This is a genomic window from Paenibacillus sp. DCT19 (genome assembly GCF_003268635.1).
Taxonomy (GTDB): domain Bacteria; phylum Bacillota; class Bacilli; order Paenibacillales; family Paenibacillaceae; genus Paenibacillus.
Map to the genome: position 1 here is coordinate 1,449,305 of NZ_CP029639.1, position 20,802 is coordinate 1,470,106.

The window sequence follows — 20,802 nt, forward strand, 5'->3', positions numbered from 1 at the left end:
TTCGGTTGTTCAAAAGGCGGGTGAATGAGGATTGAATAGTTACATCGTCAAACGAATATTGGTACTGCTGCCTGTTCTGTTAGGCATGACGTTAATCGTTTTTTCCATCATCCATGCCATTCCGGGTGACCCGGCGGAAACCATTCTGGGACAGAAGGCAACAGAGCAATCCAAACAGGCTCTCCGAGACCAACTTGGCTTGGATAAGCCTTGGTTTCAGCAATACTTTGCATATCTCGGTGATCTGGTCAAAGGCGACCTAGGAACTTCGATCCGCACCAAGGTTCCGATTGCCCAGGAAATAGGGCCGTATCTAACTGCAACGTTTGAATTAACGATGGCAAGTATGCTGTTCGCCATTATCGTTGGTGTCAATGCAGGGATCGTCAGTGCGTGGAAGCATAACTCCTGGTTTGATTACTGCTGCATGGTCATTGCGCTGGTTGGAGTTTCGATGCCAATCTTCTGGCTTGGCTTGATGGAGCAATGGCTGTTCGCTAACAAACTTCAGTGGCTACCATCCATCGGCAGGATGAATCCGCGTGATCCGATTGAAGCGGTAACCGGTCTGTACGTACTGGATACGATGATTGCTGGACGCTGGGATCAGCTATGGACGGTGACGAAGCACTTGTTGCTGCCAAGTATTGCGCTGGGTACGATTCCAATGGCAGTCATTGCACGCATGACCCGTTCCAGTATGCTTGAGGTGATGAGTTCGGATTATATCCGTACTGCAAAAGCCAAGGGACTGGGTCCATTTTTTGTCGTGTATGGACATGCGCTGAAAAATGCATTCATTCCCGTGCTTACCGTGATCGGCATTCAGACCGGATCACTGCTCGGGGAGCGGTGCTGACCGAAACCATCTTTGCATGGCCGGGCGTGGGACGCTATATATATGAAGCAATTAGTTCAAGAGATTATCCGGTGATTCAGAGCGGCATCCTGATCGTTGCTTTTTTCTTCGTGGTGATCAACCTGATTGTGGACTTACTTTACGCCGTTTTTGATCCAAGAATCAGTTACAAATAGGAATCCATCATTTGGTTTGATGGATGATTCTTAGATATAAAATATACGAGTTATCTAAATTTCTACTTGCGAACGGAGAGGACAGGGAAAACCTGGAGAAGTGGAGCGCTCGCCTTTATAACCGGATTCCTTCCTTTAGAAAAAAAGGATAAAGGGAATCAGGGGATAACAGCGATCGGAAGGTTGCTCTGTCAGCGGAGTGACATGTAGTAAATATTTTACGTTGAACTCGTATATTTTATATTTCATTCATATCCAAGAAGGGGATGCCGCATGGCCAAATTATCGACGAATACGGGCGCTTCCGTGGATGTTGCAACCAAATCGACTTCAGGCCCATGGCGGGAGGCTTGGAGAACATTTCGTAAAAATCGGCTAGCGCTTGCCGGGCTGGTCATCATTGTATTTTTCATCCTGATCGCCTTCATTGCACCTTATATTTCACCTTATGACTACAAAGAGCAGGTTCTTACAGATCGACTGCAAGCTCCATCGGCAGATCATTGGTTTGGCACGGATGATCTCGGACGGGATGTGTTCTCCCGAGTGTTGCATGGGGCAAGAATTTCGTTATGGGTCGGCTTTTTCTCCGTCATCGGTTCGATTATTGCTGGCGCATTGTTAGGGCTGGTTGCCGGATTTTATGGCAAATGGGTGGATATGTTTATCTCACGTCTGTTTGATATCTTGCTTGCCTTTCCAGGCATTCTCCTCGCGATTGCGATTGTCGCTATACTGGGGCCGTCTCTGCAAAATGCCTTGCTCGCCATTGCCATTGTCAACATCCCAACCTATGGGAGACTTGTGCGGTCGAGGGTACTTAGCTTGAGGCAGGAGGAGTTTGTGACGTCGGCACGTACGCTTGGGGCAGGCAATGCGCGAATCCTGTTTCGGCATATCTTGCCGAATAGTCTTACGCCTCTGATTGTACAGGGCACGCTTGGCATTGGTACGGCGATTATTGAAGCGGCTGCGCTCGGATTCTTAGGAATGGGTGCACAGCCACCTGATCCAGAGTGGGGCAAAATGCTGTCGGATTCCCGCCAGTTCATCCAAAAAGCTCCTTGGACGCTTATTTTCCCGGGGCTTTCCATTATGCTTACCGTGCTTGGCTTTAATCTGCTCGGAGATGGGTTACGAGACACGCTTGATCCAAAAATGGCGAAAAAGTAGACTAATATGCGATGAGCGCACATGATTAATAAGGTCAGTAAGTTTATGGATTCAATAATTGATTGAGTTCAATAATTCTATAAATCCAAATTAGATTAACCATCAAACAATCAATGCACTTTCTAGCTCAGATCCGCTTTTAGGCGCGACATTTCAATGATTAGTTCACTCCACTTTATGATCTATTTATTCCTATTACATTCCTAAAAGTCGGTTCGAACCTTGGTTTGAGCCGGCTTTTGTGTTGTCTAATGAAATAGGCTAAAATTGTTGGGGATACGCTCAATTTCAAGCGATAATCAATCATTTTGTTAAAATATCCGCCATCATGTTGACACCCAATTTTCCCATATGTTATATAAAAGGTAGGGTTTAGCACTCTAACGGCCTGAGTGCTAATACAGGATGCTGTTCAATACACGACTACATATGGAATGATTTTGTTTTGAATATTAAATTGTTGAATTCGAAGAGAACACGAGTGTGGCTGAATAGAAAATATTCGGTACGTCGCAGCGTGTCTTCCTGAATGTTCTAATCTAGAAAAGACTCATAATTTCATTAGGTTCTTGGCTAGTAGCCTCAGAAGTGGAGGGTGCGGAATCGATTCTGAAGAAGCGGTAGCGTTCGCCTTTGTCTCCTTATTTTCACCTATTTAATATAATTCACAAAAATTTGGAGACAACAGCGATCGAAAGAACGATCCGTAACCGGAACGGTCACTGGAGGAGAGCCTTCGACGATAGTGATCTTAATGAGTCTTGAATATGCATTAGATTAGTTCAGGGATTAGCGACAGAAGATTTTCGTCCATGTGATGCTCTATGTGGAGATTCTAATTTTACTATTAATATTTAACTCAATCATTCGATAGCCAATTTGAGAGGAGACACCCATTCATGGCTAAGAAAGAATTCCAAGCAGAATCCAAGCGTTTGCTAGATATGATGATCAACTCTATTTACACGCAAAGAGAAATCTTTTTGAGAGAACTGATCTCCAACTCCAGTGACGCGATTGACAAAATATATTACAAAGCCCTCACAGATGACTCACTCGTGTTCAACAAAGAGGACTACTACATTAAGCTGACCATCGACAAAGATAATCGCACGCTGACCCTGACCGATACCGGTATTGGTATGACTCAGGAAGAGCTGGAGAATAACCTCGGTGTTATCGCTAAGAGTGGTTCCCTCGCGTTCAAGAAGGAAAATGAAGCTAAAGATGGACATAATATCATCGGACAATTCGGGGTTGGTTTCTACTCCGCATTTATGGTGGCAGACAAGCTGACCGTGACAAGTAAAACACTGGGTAGTGATGAAGCATGGAGATGGGAATCCGAAGGTGCGGATGGATATACGATTACACCAGCAGAGAAGGATTCTGTAGGAACCGAGATCGTCCTGACGATCAAGCAAAATACCGAAGAAGATTCATATGACGAGTTCCTGGAAGAGTACCGCCTGAGATCCATCATCAAGAAATACTCTGACTTCATTCGTTACCCAATCAAGATGGATGTGACGGGACAACGTCCGAAGGAAGGTACAGAGAACGAATTCGAGGAATACCAAGAAGAACAAACCGTCAACAGCATGGTGCCGATCTGGCGTAAAAATAAAAGCGAGCTGACCGAAGAAGATTACACGAACTTCTATATGGAGAAGCGCTACGGTTTTGACAAACCGCTGAAGCACCTGCACATTAGCGCGGATGGCGCAGTGGTATACAATGCAATCTTGTTTATTCCAGAGAACACGCCGTTTGATTATTATACGAAAGAGTATGAAAAAGGCCTTGAGCTTTACTCCAACGGTGTATTGATCATGGACAAGTGCGGCGACCTGCTGCCGGATTACTTCGGTTTTGTTAAAGGTATGGTGGATTCCGAGGATCTGTCTCTGAACATCTCTCGTGAGATGCTACAACATGACCGTCAGCTCAGCCTGATTGCAAAAAATATCAAAAACAAAATTAAGAGCCAACTGCAAAGCTTGCTCAAGGACGAGCGTGAAAACTACGAGAGGTTCTACCAAGCATTTGGACGTCAGTTGAAATATGGCGTATATAGCGACTATGGTGTGAACAAAGATACTTTGCAGGATCTGCTGCTGTTCTCTTCTTCGAAAGAGAAGAAGCTGGTTAGCTTGGATGAGTATGTCTCCAGAATGCCGGAAGACCAGAAGTATATCTACTATGCATCTGGTGAATCAATCGAACGGATCGAGAAGCTGCCACAGATTGAGGGTGTACTCGACAAAGGCTACGAAGTGCTCTACTTCACGGACGATATCGACGAATTTGCGATCAAGATGATCACGAACTACAAAGAAAAAGAATTCAAATCCATCTCCAGCGGTGACCTTGGCATCGAAGACAGTGCGGACAAAGAAGAAACAGAAGCACAGGACAACGATAACAAAGAGTTGTTTGAAGCGATGCAAGCACAGCTCGCAGGCAAAGTAAAAGCGGTTAAAGCTTCGAAACGTCTGAGAAGCCACCCGGTATGTCTATCCACTGAGGGCGAGCTTACCATTGAGATGGAGAAAATCTTGAAAGCTATGCCTAACAGTGAAAATGTACAAGCAGATAAAGTGCTGGAGATCAACGTGAACCACGATGTCTTCAAATCGTTGAAAGATGCATTTGCACAAGATAAAGAAAAACTGAGCTTGTACACAAGTCTGTTATACCACCAAGCCCTGCTGATTGAAGGTTTGCCAATTCAAGATCCAGTTGAATTTACAAATGATATCTGCAAAGTGATGGTGTAACACCACAATTTAACATGTTTAAAACGAGAGGCAGGACATCAATGTCCTGTCTTTTTTTAGTGTGCCGACCGGTATACGTCATAGAATAAGCTTGCCAACCAAACGATATGTCCAAAGAACCCCACGGATTAGTTAATCTAGACGATGGGTGTGTGGATAGAAAGTGAGCTATCGCCATATTAACATGAGTAGTTGGCGACTCCATTAATCAAGCAGTCTCATACCCGATTTTGATGCAAAGTGGAAAATTGCCTATTCCTTTTCGAAAACATACTTGACAGGTAGGGATAAGGGGTTATATTGGTTTCAATAATACTTCACTACTAATTAAATGAACAGTGAAATAATTTCTGAGCTCATTGGATCACCAAAGGCTCCAGTACATCATCCCCATGGGGAAGGTGTGCCGGAGCCTTTTTTTATTGCCTCCACACGAGGAAAGAGGCCGAGTTCACAGAAGGGAAGGCTGCCTAATGGATAAAGAGACATGGGAGCAACTAACGATTGTAGATGACTTATACCGCAAAATGGTACGCAGATTTGTGAAAGAACGGGATCGCGTTAGCGTAGAGGGGTAACGTTACCTGCCATGCTCATTCTACAAAAGATCATTCGTGATGGTGAGCAGCGACTTGGCGATCTGGCAGAACAGATGGATTTTACCTCAGGTGCAATCACTGCACTGAGCGACAAGCTGGAAAGCGCCGGGTATACAGTTCGCCGCCGTAAGGAGGATGATCGCCGCACGGTATTGTTGGATATTACCGCCAAAGGGCGGGAGATGGTGGCTCGCAACAACAACATCGGTGATCGATGTATTACGCTTCTGTTTCAAGGGTTCACGGTAGAGGAGCTGGAACAACAGAGCCGTTTCTATGAACGGATATTTGCCAATCTGGAGGGATTCTCCGAAACGTTGCTGGGGCTGGCAGAACAGAATGCGGATGCTCCATCACCTGTGGATCAGGAACAGAAGCCAGCGCGAAACAGTGAGAAAAATTATTTGAGTTATTAATTAGGGAGTTTTCAGACACGACCTAGTTCTATAAACCACTATGAAGGAGCGAATTACAATGGGACACTCAACTATTTACCCGACAGGGGCAACGGTATTTCAACCAGACAAAGCATGGAGTGGGTATACAATCTTTCAGGCAGGGGATGAAGGGGTTGTTTTGATCGACATGAACGGTAGAGAAGTCCGTCTGTGGAAAGGATTGATCGGTTTTCCGGCCAAATTATTCCCGGGTGGCTACGTGCTTGGAAGCACTGGACGCAGAGATCCGAAGTTTGGTATTCAGGATAACCTGGATCTGGTACAGGTGGATTGGGACGGTAACATCGTCTGGAGATACGACGGATATGAACACATTGAAGACCCTGGTTATGAGCCGCTCTGGTATGCAAGGCAGCATCATGACTATCAGCGGGAAGGTAATCCGGTGGGTTATTATGCCCCAGGTTTGGTACCGAAGATCGGTAGTGGTACCACACTGATTCTGTCTCACAAAAACGTGAATAATCCGAACATATCGGATAAGCCGTTGCTAGATGATACGATCCTCGAAGTGGATTGGCAGGGCAATATCATATGGGAATGGGCGGCAAACGAGCATTTCGAGGAACTGGGCTTCGACGAAGCGGCACGCAATGTGTTATTCCGTGATCCCAACTCTCGATCCTTCGGTCATCTGGGAGGGGGCGTGGGAGACTGGCTGCATATCAACTCCGCTTCGTATGTTGGGCCAAACCGCTTCTATGATGCCGGGGACGAACGTTTCCATCCGGATAACATTATCTGGGATGCACGCGAAGCTAATATTATTGCCATTACCGACAAACGCACAGGTAATATCGTCTGGCAGCTCGGGCCAGATTACTCCCGACCAGAGGTGAAGCATATCGGATGGATCATCGGTCAGCACCATGCCCACATTATCCCGAAAGGTCTTCCTGGTGAAGGTAACCTGCTTGTGTTCGACAACGGGGGTTGGGCTGGATATGGTCTGCCGAACCCGGCTTCTCCGATTGGATTGAAATCAGCGGTGCGTGATCATTCCCGGGTACTGGAGATTGATCCAGTCACGTTGGAGATCATCTGGCAGTATACCCCGGCAGAAGCAGGCTTCTCGGTGCCAACGGATTCATATAAATTTTATAGTCCATATATCAGCTCTGCTCAACGACTTGCGAACGGTAATACACTTATCACGGAAGGTTCGAATGGACGTCTGTTCGAGGTAACGCGTGAGCATGAACTAGTTTGGGAATATATCTCGCCGTATTGGAATGGTCGGAACACCAACATGGTGTATCGTTCTTACCGTGTTCCTTATAGCTGGGTTCCGCAGTTGGACAGACCAGAAGAAACAGCGATTGAGCAGATTGATGTCGAGAATTATCGTGTCCCGGGAGCTGCACCAAAAGGGGCTGAATCCGTCGTCAGTGTTATAGCGACACTACCATTCGTCGAAGAAGCCGCTTGCGTGACGACCTCACATGATCTGAAATCTGATAAAGACAACCATACGAATGACTAGGATAAACATTAATTATACGCAGGGGTGATTTCCGTGAAAAGATCATTGATCCATTCATCCATTATGCTTTTAGTTACGACTATGCTTATACTTTCCGGTTGTGCATCGGGAGGGGAGAGCGGGGCACAGACCGGAAATGCTAGTGCTGAAGGGAAGAAAATAAAAATCAGGATTGCCGATACGGCAAGTAATCCGACGTTTCGTATTGCGATCGAGAAAGGATTTTTTGCGGAGCAGGGCATTGACGCTGAAAGTATGATTTTCGGAACGCCTGCTGAAGGGGTGAACGCCTTGTTCATCAATCAGATCGATATTGCTTATGGTGCGGATTTTCCGGTCTTAAACGCTCTCTCCAAAGGTGACTATTCCGTCATCGCTTCGGCTGGGCAAGCAACGGATTATGCGGCGGAGTCATGGAAGTTGTATGTGAGTAACGACATTCAATCCGCTGCCGATCTAAAAGGGAAAAAGGTGAGCTTTTTGAGAGGTACCTTCATTCCATACCTATGGGATGAGTACCTGAAGGAGAACGGTGTGGCATTGCAGGATGTAACGCAGGTGGGGCAGGGTTCTTTTGACGAGACATACATTGCACTCAAACAAGGTGATCTGGATGCTGCCTGGGTTGTAGGATCGGCGTTGACCGACAAATTCGATGCGCTGGACAACGTGCATCAGCTATCGGACATGTCAAAAACCTCAGTGCGACTAGGTATGGGACTTGTTGCGAGTGATGCATTCATTTCGGAGAATCCTGAAATAATTGGCGGGTTCCTGAAGGCACTCAATCAAGCTTCAGAGTATGTGCAGGCTAACCCAGAAGAAGTGGCTGACTTGCAATACAAGTTAACGAAACAGCCAAAAGAAGCGACTTTGAAGGATATCCCGATTAATCCTTGGGTTGTTGGTTTCACTCAAGTGGCCTATGACAGCCTTGACAAGCAAAAGCAGTATATGGTCGATAATGGAATCATTCAGCAGGATTTCGAGCTTGCAAGTAAATTGAAGTTGGAGCCGTTAAGCAAGGTGCTGCCGGATCAGGTCACTTTTGGGAAGTAGATACATCAGTACAGAGGAGGGGCTTACATGTCAACATCTGCGACGATATCGGCAATTGAGATCGAACAGCTTCGTAAAAGCTATAACGATGGTACAGCTGGCGATGTTCATTACATTATCAAAGACGTGAATCTGGTTATCAGGGGAGGCGAATTCTTTGTCCTGTTGGGGCCAAGTGGTTGCGGCAAATCAACGTTGCTCAACATGGTAGCCGGTTTTATTTCCAAATCAAGCGGACAACTGAAAGTTAATGCGAGTGAAATCGTGAAGCCGGGTAAAGACCGAGCCATGGTGTTTCAACAGGCAGATTCTTCGCTGTTTCCATGGTTAACTGTGAGGCAGAATGTGGAGTTCGGGCTGCGTATGGCACATGTACCTAAGGTGGATCGGAAGGCGATCTCAGATCGGTTTATCGCGATGGTTGGTTTGAATGGTCACGAATCCAAATTCCCCAAGGAACTTTCAGGCGGCATGAAACAACGAGTTCAGCTCGCACGGGTGCTTGCTAACGACCCGGCGATTCTGTTGATGGATGAACCATTTGGAGCGCTCGACGCGATGACGCGCAGGACGATGCAGAAGGAATTGGTCAATATCTGGCGGGAGACGAACAAAACGGTTATTTTCGTGACCCATGACATTCAGGAAGCGTTGCTGCTCGGTGAGCGGATCGGCATCATGTCAGTGGGGCCTTCCTCCAACATTACGGACATCTATGACGTGAATTTGCCCTACCCGCGCAATATCGCCTCAGAGGAACTGGGAGTCCTATACGAGCGGATTGGCAGCCATTTTGAGAAATAGGAGGTGGACGTTATGACATGGTTGGAGCGTAAATGGATTACAGTTCCAATATTATGGTTGGTTGTTATCGGTATTTGGCAGATTGGTGCGTTGATCTACGGATCAGACGTTGTTCCAGGGCCATGGGCGACATTACTTGGAGCCAAGGAGTTAATAGCCGATGGTACGTTAGTGCAGTATATTGGCATCAGCTTTCAGCGCGTGTTGATTGGATGGGTTCTCGGCAGCCTGATTGCTATTCCGATTGGTCTGCTGATCGGTCAGGTACATATCATCCGTGTGTTTGCAGAGCCATTCCTGAATTTTATCCGCTTCATTCCACCTATCGCGTTCATTACGTTGTTTCTGGTCTGGTTCGGAATCGGAGAACAATCGAAGATTGCCCTGATTATGTATGCGACCTTTTTTATTGTAATTCTTAATACATTAACTGGTGTGCTTGCTGTAGAAGAAGATAAAATCCGTTCAGCCCGCAGCATGGGGGCGAGTGAATGGCAGATATTGCTTCACGTGGTTGTGCCGGCAACGACGCCGTACATTTTTACCGGAGTAAGGCTAGCTATGGGGACGTCCTACATGGCGATCATCGGAGCGGAAATGATTGCTTCCAATGAAGGTGTCGGTTACCTGATCTGGAATTCGCGTTTATTCTTTCGCACAGACTGGATCTTTGTCGGCTTAATCTGCCTGGGGTTCATGGGATTTACTACCGACAGATTGTTCAACTTATTTGGGCGCAAGGTGTTAGGTAGGTACGGTATATCGAATGCACCAGCGTGGAAAAGGTAAACTGTGAAGATCGGTATGAATGAGCACATGAGCGATTCGCAAACGTAACATTTTGCGAGGTCGCTTTTTTCATTTATATGGACTCTTATATAGACTCTATTTTGAGGAGAATGCGCCCATGTATAGGTTGAGAGGTTGCACGAACGATCATTGGTCAGGGTATAATGAGATATAAAGGACTGACCATAACAAGTTGATGTGAGAAGATATAACAATGACAGATAGGTTTTGCTTTTCGAAACCGCTGATTATGTGTATAATCACTCAAAATAGAGACAGTCGGCTAGGAGTGATCAAGATGCAATGGAACGATCTGAGAGAACATAGACAATACCCTGAATTAACGAAGCTGGATGGGGCTCGTGCAGCCTATGAACGGGATTATTCGAGACTTATCCACTCACCGACCTTCCGTCGGTTGCAAGGCAAATCCCAGGTGTTTGGGGCAGGGACGGGCGACTATTATCGCACACGTTTGACTCATTCGCTAGAGGTAGCACAGATTGCACGAGAGGCAGCCAGAAGCCTGCTACGTCGTTTTCCCGAGGTGGATTGGAATCAGGCTGATAGCCCTGGGCTCATTATCGATTCGGAAGTGGTGGAATGTGCCGCGATTGCGCATGATTTTGGTCATCCACCGTTTGGACATAAAGGGGAAGAGGTGTTAGACGGTATTCTGGATGATCTCATCAACACCGAAGTGAAGAAGATCATGAAGAAGAGCCGTAGTGCGAAGACACCTAGACCAGAAGCGGAAGTTCGTGCTGAGCTGAAGCGTAAATATGAACATTTTGAAGGCAATGCGCATAACTTCCGGCTCATCATGTATTTGGAGAAACGGGAGGATATCGACGGACTTAATCTGTCCGATGCAGTGCTGCTGGGTATTAATAAGTACCTTATCCAGGTACAGAGAGCAAGAAGGGCATGTATCATCATGAGTGGCAGTATATTCGCGAGATTCGTGATCGTTGGAACATCCCGGCAGGCAAGAAGACGCTTGAAGCGCAGTTAATGGATCTCTGTGACGACATCGCCTACTCCGCGCATGATCTGGAGGATGGCATCAAAGCAGGCAAAATTGAGGTGCATGAGCACTTCCTGCAAGATCCTCATATCAATCGACTTATCGTCGATAAAATTACGACGCTTGAGGATCTGTTCTGGAACGGTTGGACGCGCGAAGCCATTGGACAAAAGGTAGAAGAGGTACTTGCTTCATTTCTGCGTGTATGGAATGAGAAAATGCCGTTCTGCGAGCATGATTACTCACGGACTCGCCGTGAGGTCAAGGCGTACTGGGTTAGTCTGTTTGTAGGCAGTTTAGGCGTAATTGACGACGGGAACTGGAAGAAGGTTACGTTTGTTCGGGAAGGCAAGGAAGATCTCGATATGCTGCGCACGGTGAGTGTGCTGAAAAGCTTCGCTTGGGTGACCATGATTCGTGACCTGCGTGTGCAGCGCCTGCAAAAGCGTAGTGAATGGATGATTAAACGCCTATGGGATGCATTCCTAGATCCAGAGACATCCAAGTCGATTATCCCGTCGGACTGGCTGCAACGGTATGAGAAGGATCAGGCGAAGTCGAATCCGATCTGGACCTGGGAGCATATGGTGATTGATTACATTGCTGGTATGACGGATGCTTTTGCCGAGAAAATCTATAATGAACTATATGGCTTGAAGGTTGGCTCCATCTACGATCTCGATTAGTTATAAGTTGTTTTCTTGGTACTGAAAACCGAACTTTTTGAACATTCATTATAAGATTAAAAGTATACAAGGATAGGGAGATGAGACGCTTGGATATTCGCGCAAGTCATCCAACCCATCTGGGCGTGCTTGACTTAGTTCCAAGGTTAAACGGAGTTTCAGCAGAGCATGCATTGCAACAAGCGGTAACGCTCGCTCAACATGCTGAAGAATGGGGATATTTGCGTTACTGGACTTCGGAGCATCATGATATGGAAGAACTCGCTTCAGCATCACCAGAGGTGCTCCTTGCTCATGTTGGAGCAAGAACATCCTCAATTCGGCTGGGATCGGGTGCAGTGCTTCTGCCACATTATAGCGCACTCAAGGTAGCTGAGTCGTTCCGCTTGCTTGCATCACTTTATCCTGGACGGGTAGAGCTGGGCCTGGGAAGGGCGCCTGGTGGTGGGCCTCATGCTACGATGGCACTGAGTGGTAACTATCTGCAGCATGTATCCAAGCTGCCTGATAAGCTGGAAGCACTCACTGCACTCCTTGAGGATCGCTATACCTATGAGGAGCATGAGGTACAAGCGCGACCTGTTCCAGAGCATCCGTTATCGCTGTGGATGCTCGGCACGAATGTGAAGAGTGCTGAGTTTGCTGCCCGTTTTGGTATGGGATATGTATTTGGTCAATTCATGAGTGAGGCAGATGGAACAGAGGCTGTGCGGCGATACCGGGAAGGCTTTGTGCCGAGTGTCCATCGAACCGAGCCGGAAGTGATGGTGGCTGTGAGTGTTCTATGTGCGGAGGATGAGGAGCAAGCGCGAAGCTGGAGTCGTCAGATGGAAGAGCGACGCAGGGCTAGTAGAGCAGGTAATTCTTCACAGAGTAACGGTGATGAGAGCACTCCTAATCCAGATGCAGAATCATCAGAACGGCATATCGCCGGGACACCTGAGCAAGTGTGGGAGCAGATGCACCGAGTGAGCGAACGCTTGGGTGCGGATCAGTTGCTCATTGTTACGGCAGGGCCTGACTATGAACGGAGATTGGAATCCTACAAACTTCTCGCGGAATATCAGAAAAGGTTCAACCTATAAGATGTCAGGATTAGCTGCGGTTCACGAATGTTGGTGTACTGCAGCTTTTTATTATGATTTTATAGGTAGAAAGGTTGGGGAATTAGGATTATACTTCATGAAGATGAAAGTCTATCGCAAATCCTATGCAGCAATCACAAGATTTTACAAAACAAAGTATCTTAATAACAAAAGAATGTTATAATACTTTACGTCTGTTTTGCCACAGATATAATATAGAAAAGGATATTTTGCAAGATGCCAAAAGAAGGTTGATTAGCAGACAAAAGTCCTAAAAATCCATTTATGAACACGCACTATTAAGCCGATCAGGCACGAGGGGGAAATCGTATGTTCAGCAGATTCAAGATCAAGAGTATTGGTCTGCGTATCAGCATCGCGTTCTATCTGTTAATCCTCTGTTTAATTCTTCTGAGCGTGACCATCATCACCCGAATGAATTCGATGGAAGCCAACACTAACGAAATAACGGGTAACTGGATGCCCTCCATTCAGCAGATTAATCGAATCAATTATACGACAGAGCATGTTTTGTCACTGAGCTACCGTCATTTCGATGCACAGGCAGCGGACAAAACGGGACTAGCTGAAGAGCGTACTCAGTATATTCGTGAAACGGCTCAGGCTATCAAGATATATGATCAACAGCCGAAAGCTCCAGAGGAGAAGGAACATTGGGATGCCTTCAAATCCAAATGGGAAGCTTATCTCAAAATTAACACACAATCCATCAAGCTGAGCGATGAAGGGCAAGAGCAGCTAGCGAAGGAAGTATCGGAGAAGGGTGCCGATTCGTTTGATGCTATGCAGGTTGATCTGGATTACCTGGTGGAGTACAACCAAAATCAATCAGATTTATCCGCGGCTCAAACTATTCGTTCTGTGCAAGATGGTCGTATGATTATCATTATTGGAGTACTGATTATGATCGTAATTACCGTAATTACTATTCCGATTATCCGTTCCCAGGTTGTTAAACCTTTGCTTCGCGTCATTAGTGCAGTGAAATTGATCGCCGAAGGGCAATTGAACGTTCAAGACATACATACGAAACATCAGGATGAAGTCGGCGTTCTGGCTAAGGCAGTCAATGATATGAAAGGTAACCTGACTTCCATGGTGCTGAATGTAAGACGAGTTGCAGAAGCGGTGAACCGTCAGAGCAGTGAACTAGCGATTTCCTCGGAAGAGGTTAAGATCGGTAGTAGTCAAATTGCACTCACGATGGAAGAGTCTGCGAAGGCGGCTGAGAGTCAGGCGGAAACGGCCGTGCAGTCTGCACGTACGGTTGAGGAACTGAATGAGCATATTCAGCAGCATACAGAACAAGGGAAACAGCTACGAATCATGTCGGATCTTGTGTTAGAACAGGGCTTGAATGGACGCAAGGCGATGGAACTATCCGTACAGCAGATGAAGCAAATCGCAGGTTCTGTCTCCAGCTCTATGGATAAGATGGAGCAGTTGGATCGCAAAAATGAAGATATCTCGAAGCTGGTACAAGTAATCCATGATATTGCGCGTCAGACGAATCTGCTTGCGTTGAATGCTTCTATTGAGGCAGCACGTGCGGGAGAGAGTGGCAGAGGGTTTGCTGTCGTTGCAGCTGAGGTTCGCAAATTATCGGAGGCTGTACAGACTTCGGTAGAAGAGATTACAACGATTACCCAAGATATCCAGCAGGACTCCCAAGGCGTTGTGGCTGAGTTGAGAACTGGCGTTCAGGAGACGGAACGTGGTCAGGAGCAATTCCTGCAAACGGGAAGTGTGTTTAAGAACATCAATGAGTCGGTTGAGGGCATGGTTCAGGTGATTGGAACGATGACCGATGGGCTCGAAGGCATGCAGGAAGCTAGCGGGCGTATGAATGACTTCAGCCAACAGATCTCGGCTGTATCGGAACAATCTGCGGCGAGTGTCGAGGAGGTATCGGCATCGGCGGAAGAGCAAGTTAGTTCAATGGAAACGATTAGTGGTAGTATTCAGAATTTGAAGGAACTGTCCGATGACCTGCTCACCTCCATTGAGAAATTAAAAATATAAATGTTCTTCTGGGTACGAATAAGTGGGATTGTTGAACTCGCATTTATAATAGAAGAAACATGAAGGATGGCTACTGTTTTGGACGAATCGAATCGTGAATTTTCCGCAAAAGGAAGTTATCTGTACACCTTTGCCTCCCACGAGAATGAACGTGATTTATGTATGTTTGAACTGGAAGTTCTGCTGCGTCACACTTCAGAAATTCATTCCATCTCTGGGGCGTATGTCAGATCGGAAATCAACATTCCACCTGGAAGAAGCCCGTTTATCCGCGGCAAGTTAGAAGTGTATGCTGAGGCGGACTCAATCATTGAGCTACTGCCGTTCGCTTCAGAGATTAAGCTGCTGCCGGAGGAGACTTTTAAAGTCTTTTGTCTGAAAGAAGGAGACGAAACGCCAGACTATGAATCTGCTCGAAAATTAGAGAGACAAGTCGGGATGTGCATTCAGGGTAAAGCGCAGATGAAGGAACCGAAAGTGACTTTCGGCCTAATCCATGCTGGTGGAAAATGGATCTTGGGGCGGTGGACAGAAGCCGATCGTTCCTGGCAAAATCGCCGCAACAAACCGCAAAATTATTCAACCGGATTCGGTGTAGCTTTAGCTAGATCACTTGTAAATATTGCAATTCCAGACATTCAGGATCATCGGTTGCTTGATCCATGCTGCGGTATGGGAACGGTCGTTATCGAGGCACTGTCCATGGGGATTGAAGCCAGTGGCAATGACCTGAACCCTCTCGCTGTGCAAGGTGCACGTGTTAACCTTCCAGCTTACGGATATGACGCGGCATGTATAACTTTAGGTGACATGAATGATTTGCAAGGCACGTATGATGCAGCCATTTTGGACATGCCCTATAATCTATGTTCTGTTCTTCCAGGTGATGAGCAACGAGCGATGCTCACAAGTCTAAGACGATTGACTGGACGAGCAGTAGTCGTCTCTACAGAATGGGTGGAGAACCATCTATTATCTGCAGGCTGGAAGGTGGAACGCTACTGCAAGGTGAGTAAAGGTACGTTTATACGTCATATCTGGTTGTGCACTTAAGCTCGGTTGCAACTGGAAACAAATTCAGTTGTCGACATTAAATTTTTTTAAAGATAATGTTAAATAATGTAAAAATAAATGTAAATGAAAACCTCCATTTCTGGAAGAGTATGTATTCCGGAATGGAGGTTTTCTGTTATTTGTACAATTGTGCATAGAAATGATTGGATAATTTAATACTGATGATGATAATCTACTGGATTGCGGGGAAGTGATTTGCCTGCAATGTAAGCCTCTAAATTTTCTAGAAAAATATCAAGCGCGCGATCCTTATATGCTTCTGTGCTTCCGGCAATGTGCGGTGTAATTAATACGTTGTCCCTCCCCCACAGCGGGTGTTCTGAAGGGAGAGGTTCCTCCTCAAATACATCAAGTCCGGCAAAGGCTAGGTGTCCGCTGTCTAGCGCATTTAGAAGTGCATCGGTTTTCACACTTGGGCCTCGTCCTACATTGATGAAGCAAGCGCCTGGTTTGAACTGTGCGAAGGCAGCCTCATCATAGACATGCTTCGTCTCATCCGTTAGCGGCAGGATGTTAATGACATAGTCACCTTGACCGAGGGCTTCCTGTAAACCGGACATGTCATACATACGATCAACATTAGGCACATCCTTACCTGAGCGGCGCACGCCAATGACGTTCATACCTAGCGCTTTGAGGATTCGAGCTGTTTCACTGCCGATCTCTCCTACGCCAGCAATGACGGCTGTTTTTCCATGTAGTTCAGGCAGAGGCTGGGCAGGTGCTTTCCACTCACGTTGCTGTTGGTGCAGCATCGCTTGTCTTAACCAGCGGCTGTGAGCTAGCATCATGCCCAAAATAATTTCGGTAATTGGAATGGAGTGGACTCCATTTGCACTGGTTACTTGAATTTGCTGTTGTTCCAGATCAGAGAATGGCAGGTTATCCACACCGGCAGACCAGACCTGAACCCATTTCAAGGAGCCTTGCTTTTTGAGTACATGTTCTGTAATGAGAGGAGACCAGCCAAGAATGATTTCAGCTTCTTGTAGCTCTGTCGGGTCCATGTCATTGGCTTTGCCAACCTTCAACGTATAACCAGGCGCAGCATCCAAAATTTGTTGTTGCTGTTCCTCCGACAATGCTGGAAAACATACAATTTTACCCATGATATGTAGCCTCCTAAATTTTATTCATTTGTAATATCAAGTGTAGCAGATTTGAAGTTGATGTGCAGAAAGGGAAAGAGGGCAGGCGGCTACCTTTTAAGTGCGTGTTCAAAAAGGTCGGTTTTCAGTACCGAGAAGATGGGATGAAGATAGAAATGGAGTAGCGGAGCGTAGATTAAGCTACGTGAGCAACGGACATTTCGGCTGAATCCCATATTCGAAGCTAAGATGCCGTCAGGCATCCTTCGTAATCAAAAGCGGACTTTTTGAACAACCTCTTTAAGGCATTCTGGCATCAAAATCGTTAGCTTAATATCCTTTAGTTGGATATATATATTTATTTACCCAACTTGAAAGAATAGGTACGACTGTGAAATAATAAAACGAACTTTAGAGGGGTGTAACCGATGAACTATCGTAACCATATGGATTCACATGCGAATCTTCATTCGCAACAAGAAAGGCTGTTTACAGCCATTCGACTCCCTGACCCCATTCAGCAAACGCTGCAAATGGATGCAAGGCTTGCGCAGAGCAAACTCGATTTTCGCAAGTGGACTCACCACAAAGACTATCATATCACTTTGCAATTTCTGGGAGATACACTGGTGAGTAACATGGGTCATCTTCGGAAGGTGCTTCGTGAAGTCAGTGCAGAGGTTCAATCCTTTTCGTTGCAGATTACCGATTGGGGTACATTCGGACTAGAGCAGGCGCCGAAAGTGCTCTGGAAAGGTGTTAGCGGAGAAATGGATCGATTGAATCTGTTACAGAAGCGAATTGCGGAAGCGACATCAGAGCTGGGATATGAAGCTGAGCTTAGAGCATATCGGCCTCATATTACAATCGCTAGAAAGTTCCTGGGAGCTGTCCCTGGAAATGAAAATAAAGGAATAATTGAGGTGCTTCCAGAACATTCTACTGGAACACTTTCATGGAATGTGGAGGATTTTGTACTTTATGTGACCAGGCTTGGACGTAGCCCAATGTATGAGATTGTGGAGACGTTTTCTTTTTCCGGAAAATGATCTATATCCCATATAATCACATTGACATTACGTTGTTCCCTATGTAATATTAGCCATCGTTATTCAAATTCTTTTTTTTGGGTTACTTAGATTAGGGAATTGTTGCGACTAGGAGGAATCTTCGAATGGATATTATAAGCAAGAATCGTTGGGTAGCACCGATGTTATCTGTGCTGCTTGTGTGTATAGTGGGGGTTAATGTAGTCCAGGCGACTGGGAAGTGGAATGAGGATAGTGATAGCAAGCAGATGACTGAGCTCACAGCATCTGTGCAAAATAATGGGGCAGTTTCTTCAAACGAAGATAGGCGAATGCTACAAGACGGGACAAGTCTGTCTAGTGATGCGTCTGCTTCGAATGCAGACTGGATTAATACGCTTCCGGCCAAAAACTGGCTGGCCTCTGCTCAGGAAGAGCAAGAGCTACAAGAAGCTAGAGCTAAAAATAAGGCGAGAGCAGCGGCGGCGGCTCAAGCTAAGAAAGAAGCAGCAGTGAAACTGGCGAAGATCGAGAAAGCCAAAGCAGCAGCTGCGCTTACAACTCCCCCCAAAAAACTTTACTTTACGCGGACCAAACTTCTGAACCAGGCGGACTCGAAGCTCGCTACCTGGTCATACAGTGTGTCTGATAAAGATGTGCTTCTGCTGCAAAAAATCGTCATGGCAGAGGCGGAAGGTGAACCGTACGAAGGCAAAGTGGCAGTTGCCAATGTTGTCTTAAACCGGCTGCGGTCAGCCAATTTTCCCGACTCCATTTACAAAGTAATATATCAGAAATCTCAGTTTAGTCCTGTGGCTAACGGACGTTTGAAACGCGTTGTTCCGAATGAGGACAGCATTAAGGCCGTGAATGCAGCATTGAACGGGAAAAAGGAAGTAGCCGATGATACGTATTATTTCTTATCATTGACACTTGCGGATGATCTGACAGTTGCTCGTTCACAGAAAAAGGTGAAAACCATCGGTCATCATACATTTTACAAATAAAACATGCTAAACGTGTTGAAGACCCGAAGGTCGATTCAAAAAGGTGCTTATCGTGCCAAAAATTCTGCAAACAGGCAGGCTAGTTAACTATGTGGGGTTCACAGGTGACCGAAAATTAGTCTGATATGCAGGTTTATTTCGTTGTTTTAGAATGTTCTATACCTATAAATTACCCTTTTATATGGAAAATCATACGATTAATTTATTGTAATAAAAAAGGTTCCTTCCAACTTGTGGAGGGAACCTTTTTGCAATCGGTGATCTAACTGAAAACGGACGTGATAAGCTTGAATGATATCAAATAACTTGTCTTATCCTCGGTAATACCCTCGTAGAACGAATCTATAGGGGTATAGAGGGCTTAGAATGGGATTCTGGTACCTGACAGCGGTGTGGCAGTTATTCCGGCTGTGAAGCGCTCCTTAGGAGCGTTTGTAACTTCGGTAGTCGTCGGAAATAATAAATCATGGACAGCCTGCGCACAGCATGTAGGGTCGTAAGTTGATTTTGGCTTGATTGTCCTAGTCTTATGAGACTGTTTCTCGGCCGACCTCTGAGCAGAATTCTGATCACATAATTCGCTAAATCGCTTCGAGATGACATCAGCTGAATGAATGACCTGCCCATATCCGGCTTGTACGAAATACTCACAGTTTTCTTCCTCTTGCCCGGGAAGCGGAGGAACAAACAGCATAGGTAATCCCTTTGCGAGTGCCTCCGTACACGTCATGCCACCAGGCTTCGTAATCAGTACATCGGATACATCCATCAGCTTGCTGACTTCACGGGTATACCCGTGGATCCGAATGTTAGGGTGCTGGAAGCAAGGCATTTCTTTCATTTTGGCAATCATCTTCTCATTGCTTCCGAGACAGAAGATGAGCTGCACGCGATCTGCCCAGGAAGCTAATGCCTTCATATGTTCCTCGTCAAAAGAAAGACCCCAGCCTCCACCCATCAGCAGGGCTGTTGGCATATCCTTAAGTCCGGACTCCTGTCTTAACTTGGCTTTGTCTCCTGCTTCCCAGAAGTCGGGATGTACCGGAATACCCGTAATTTGAATGCGGGATGGCTCCACCCCTCTAATCTCTAGCAATGCTTTGACCTGCGGGGTAGAGACGAGATATTTGTTAACCTCTGGATTAATCCATGTTGCATGGACATCGTAATCGGTAACGACGGTATATAAAGGAACATTAAGCCCTTGGCGCTTGAGTCTGGAGATAACAGCATTCGGAAAAGGGTGTGTACAGATCACGGCATCTGGCTTCAATTGAGCTACGACCTGCGCCGTCTGCGTATAGAAAATGCGGTGTAAAGCTAGTTTCGTAAAACCGTTAAGGGATTTATTATATTGTGTTCGGTATAACAGACTGACAAGTTTGGGCTGCACAGACAATGTCTTGCGGTATGCAGAGAAAATTAACGGTGCTACCGTTGGATTCAAAAATTTGCCGAGTTCAATCACTCGACTGTGGACATGCGGGCTTACTTTTTTGATTCCGCTTGCCAGCGCATGGGCGGCTTGGGTGTGACCGGTGCCGAAACCTTCTGATAATAAGAGCACTCTTGGTTTTCGCATGA

At 46.1% G+C, this 20,802-nt stretch carries 14 protein-coding genes and 2 pseudogenes; 14 read left to right on the forward strand and 2 right to left on the reverse strand.

What is annotated here, in order from left to right:
- Positions 1-31 precede the first annotated feature (31 nt).
- From DMB88_RS06335 to DMB88_RS06390, 12 genes and pseudogenes are all read left to right on the forward strand, one after another.
- Positions 32-1,035, forward strand: a pseudogene (locus DMB88_RS06335) (ABC transporter permease).
- 273 nt (positions 1,036-1,308) lie between these two features.
- Complete coding sequence (gene nikC / locus DMB88_RS06340) at positions 1,309-2,208, forward strand: nickel transporter permease (protein WP_128100670.1); 900 nt, start codon at positions 1,309-1,311, stop codon at positions 2,206-2,208.
- Between the two features lie 899 nt (positions 2,209-3,107).
- The gene (gene htpG / locus DMB88_RS06345) at positions 3,108-4,988 is read left to right on the forward strand and encodes a molecular chaperone HtpG (RefSeq protein ID WP_128100671.1); all 1,881 of its coding nucleotides are present in this window, start codon (positions 3,108-3,110) and stop codon (positions 4,986-4,988) included.
- A gap of 589 nt (positions 4,989-5,577) precedes the next feature.
- The gene (locus DMB88_RS06350; RefSeq protein WP_368028320.1) at positions 5,578-6,003 is read left to right on the forward strand and encodes a MarR family winged helix-turn-helix transcriptional regulator; all 426 of its coding nucleotides are present in this window, start codon (positions 5,578-5,580) and stop codon (positions 6,001-6,003) included.
- 58 nt (positions 6,004-6,061) lie between these two features.
- Positions 6,062-7,528 carry an aryl-sulfate sulfotransferase gene (locus DMB88_RS06355; protein ID WP_128100672.1) on the forward strand — a complete coding sequence of 489 codons (1,467 nt, stop codon included), beginning with the start codon at positions 6,062-6,064 and terminating at the stop codon, positions 7,526-7,528.
- A gap of 33 nt (positions 7,529-7,561) precedes the next feature.
- The gene (locus tag DMB88_RS06360) at positions 7,562-8,587 is read left to right on the forward strand and encodes an ABC transporter substrate-binding protein (protein ID WP_128100673.1); all 1,026 of its coding nucleotides are present in this window, start codon (positions 7,562-7,564) and stop codon (positions 8,585-8,587) included.
- 27 nt (positions 8,588-8,614) lie between these two features.
- Positions 8,615-9,391: an ABC transporter ATP-binding protein gene (locus tag DMB88_RS06365; RefSeq protein WP_128100674.1), complete on the forward strand. Its 777-nt coding sequence runs from the start codon at positions 8,615-8,617 to the stop codon at positions 9,389-9,391.
- A gap of 12 nt (positions 9,392-9,403) precedes the next feature.
- Positions 9,404-10,180 carry an ABC transporter permease gene (locus DMB88_RS06370; RefSeq protein ID WP_128100675.1) on the forward strand — a complete coding sequence of 259 codons (777 nt, stop codon included), beginning with the start codon at positions 9,404-9,406 and terminating at the stop codon, positions 10,178-10,180.
- A 298-nt stretch (positions 10,181-10,478) separates the two neighbouring features.
- A pseudogene (locus tag DMB88_RS06375) lies at positions 10,479-11,893 on the forward strand (deoxyguanosinetriphosphate triphosphohydrolase family protein).
- A gap of 89 nt (positions 11,894-11,982) precedes the next feature.
- Complete coding sequence (locus DMB88_RS06380; RefSeq protein WP_254438483.1) at positions 11,983-12,978, forward strand: MsnO8 family LLM class oxidoreductase; 996 nt, start codon at positions 11,983-11,985, stop codon at positions 12,976-12,978.
- Positions 12,979-13,308: 330 nt separating this feature from the next.
- On the forward strand, positions 13,309-15,021 hold the full coding sequence (locus DMB88_RS06385; RefSeq protein WP_128100677.1) for a methyl-accepting chemotaxis protein: 1,713 nt from the start codon (positions 13,309-13,311) through the stop codon (positions 15,019-15,021).
- A 66-nt stretch (positions 15,022-15,087) separates the two neighbouring features.
- On the forward strand, positions 15,088-16,074 hold the full coding sequence (locus DMB88_RS06390; protein WP_128100678.1) for a TRM11 family SAM-dependent methyltransferase: 987 nt from the start codon (positions 15,088-15,090) through the stop codon (positions 16,072-16,074).
- Between the two features lie 173 nt (positions 16,075-16,247).
- Here DMB88_RS06390 and DMB88_RS06395 read toward each other — a convergent pair whose 3' ends face one another.
- On the reverse strand, positions 16,248-17,204 hold the full coding sequence (locus DMB88_RS06395) for a D-2-hydroxyacid dehydrogenase (RefSeq protein WP_128100679.1): 957 nt from the start codon (positions 17,202-17,204) through the stop codon (positions 16,248-16,250).
- Positions 17,205-17,611: 407 nt separating this feature from the next.
- Between DMB88_RS06395 and thpR the strand changes: the two genes are divergently transcribed.
- The gene (gene thpR / locus DMB88_RS06400; RefSeq protein WP_128100680.1) at positions 17,612-18,232 is read left to right on the forward strand and encodes an RNA 2',3'-cyclic phosphodiesterase; all 621 of its coding nucleotides are present in this window, start codon (positions 17,612-17,614) and stop codon (positions 18,230-18,232) included.
- A 125-nt stretch (positions 18,233-18,357) separates the two neighbouring features.
- Positions 18,358-19,218 carry a cell wall hydrolase gene (locus DMB88_RS06405; protein WP_128100681.1) on the forward strand — a complete coding sequence of 287 codons (861 nt, stop codon included), beginning with the start codon at positions 18,358-18,360 and terminating at the stop codon, positions 19,216-19,218.
- A gap of 361 nt (positions 19,219-19,579) precedes the next feature.
- Here DMB88_RS06405 and DMB88_RS06410 read toward each other — a convergent pair whose 3' ends face one another.
- Positions 19,580-20,800: an MGDG synthase family glycosyltransferase gene (locus DMB88_RS06410; RefSeq protein WP_128100682.1), complete on the reverse strand. Its 1,221-nt coding sequence runs from the start codon at positions 20,798-20,800 to the stop codon at positions 19,580-19,582.
- Positions 20,801-20,802: the final 2 nt, after the last annotated feature.

Coding starts and splice junctions, on each gene's coding strand:
- DMB88_RS06390 (WP_128100678.1), top strand. CDS start 15,088: ATGGCTACTGTTTTGGACGAATCGAATCGTGAATTTTCCGCAAAAGGA.
- DMB88_RS06370 (WP_128100675.1), top strand. CDS start 9,404: ATGACATGGTTGGAGCGTAAATGGATTACAGTTCCAATATTATGGTTG.
- DMB88_RS06355 (WP_128100672.1), top strand. CDS start 6,062: ATGGGACACTCAACTATTTACCCGACAGGGGCAACGGTATTTCAACCA.
- DMB88_RS06385 (WP_128100677.1), top strand. CDS start 13,309: ATGTTCAGCAGATTCAAGATCAAGAGTATTGGTCTGCGTATCAGCATC.
- DMB88_RS06410 (WP_128100682.1), bottom strand. CDS start 20,800: ATGCGAAAACCAAGAGTGCTCTTATTATCAGAAGGTTTCGGCACCGGT.
- DMB88_RS06395 (WP_128100679.1), bottom strand. CDS start 17,204: ATGGGTAAAATTGTATGTTTTCCAGCATTGTCGGAGGAACAGCAACAA.
- DMB88_RS06405 (WP_128100681.1), top strand. CDS start 18,358: ATGGATATTATAAGCAAGAATCGTTGGGTAGCACCGATGTTATCTGTG.
- htpG (WP_128100671.1), top strand. CDS start 3,108: ATGGCTAAGAAAGAATTCCAAGCAGAATCCAAGCGTTTGCTAGATATG.
- DMB88_RS06350 (WP_368028320.1), top strand. CDS start 5,578: ATGCTCATTCTACAAAAGATCATTCGTGATGGTGAGCAGCGACTTGGC.
- thpR (WP_128100680.1), top strand. CDS start 17,612: ATGAACTATCGTAACCATATGGATTCACATGCGAATCTTCATTCGCAA.
- DMB88_RS06365 (WP_128100674.1), top strand. CDS start 8,615: ATGTCAACATCTGCGACGATATCGGCAATTGAGATCGAACAGCTTCGT.
- nikC (WP_128100670.1), top strand. CDS start 1,309: ATGGCCAAATTATCGACGAATACGGGCGCTTCCGTGGATGTTGCAACC.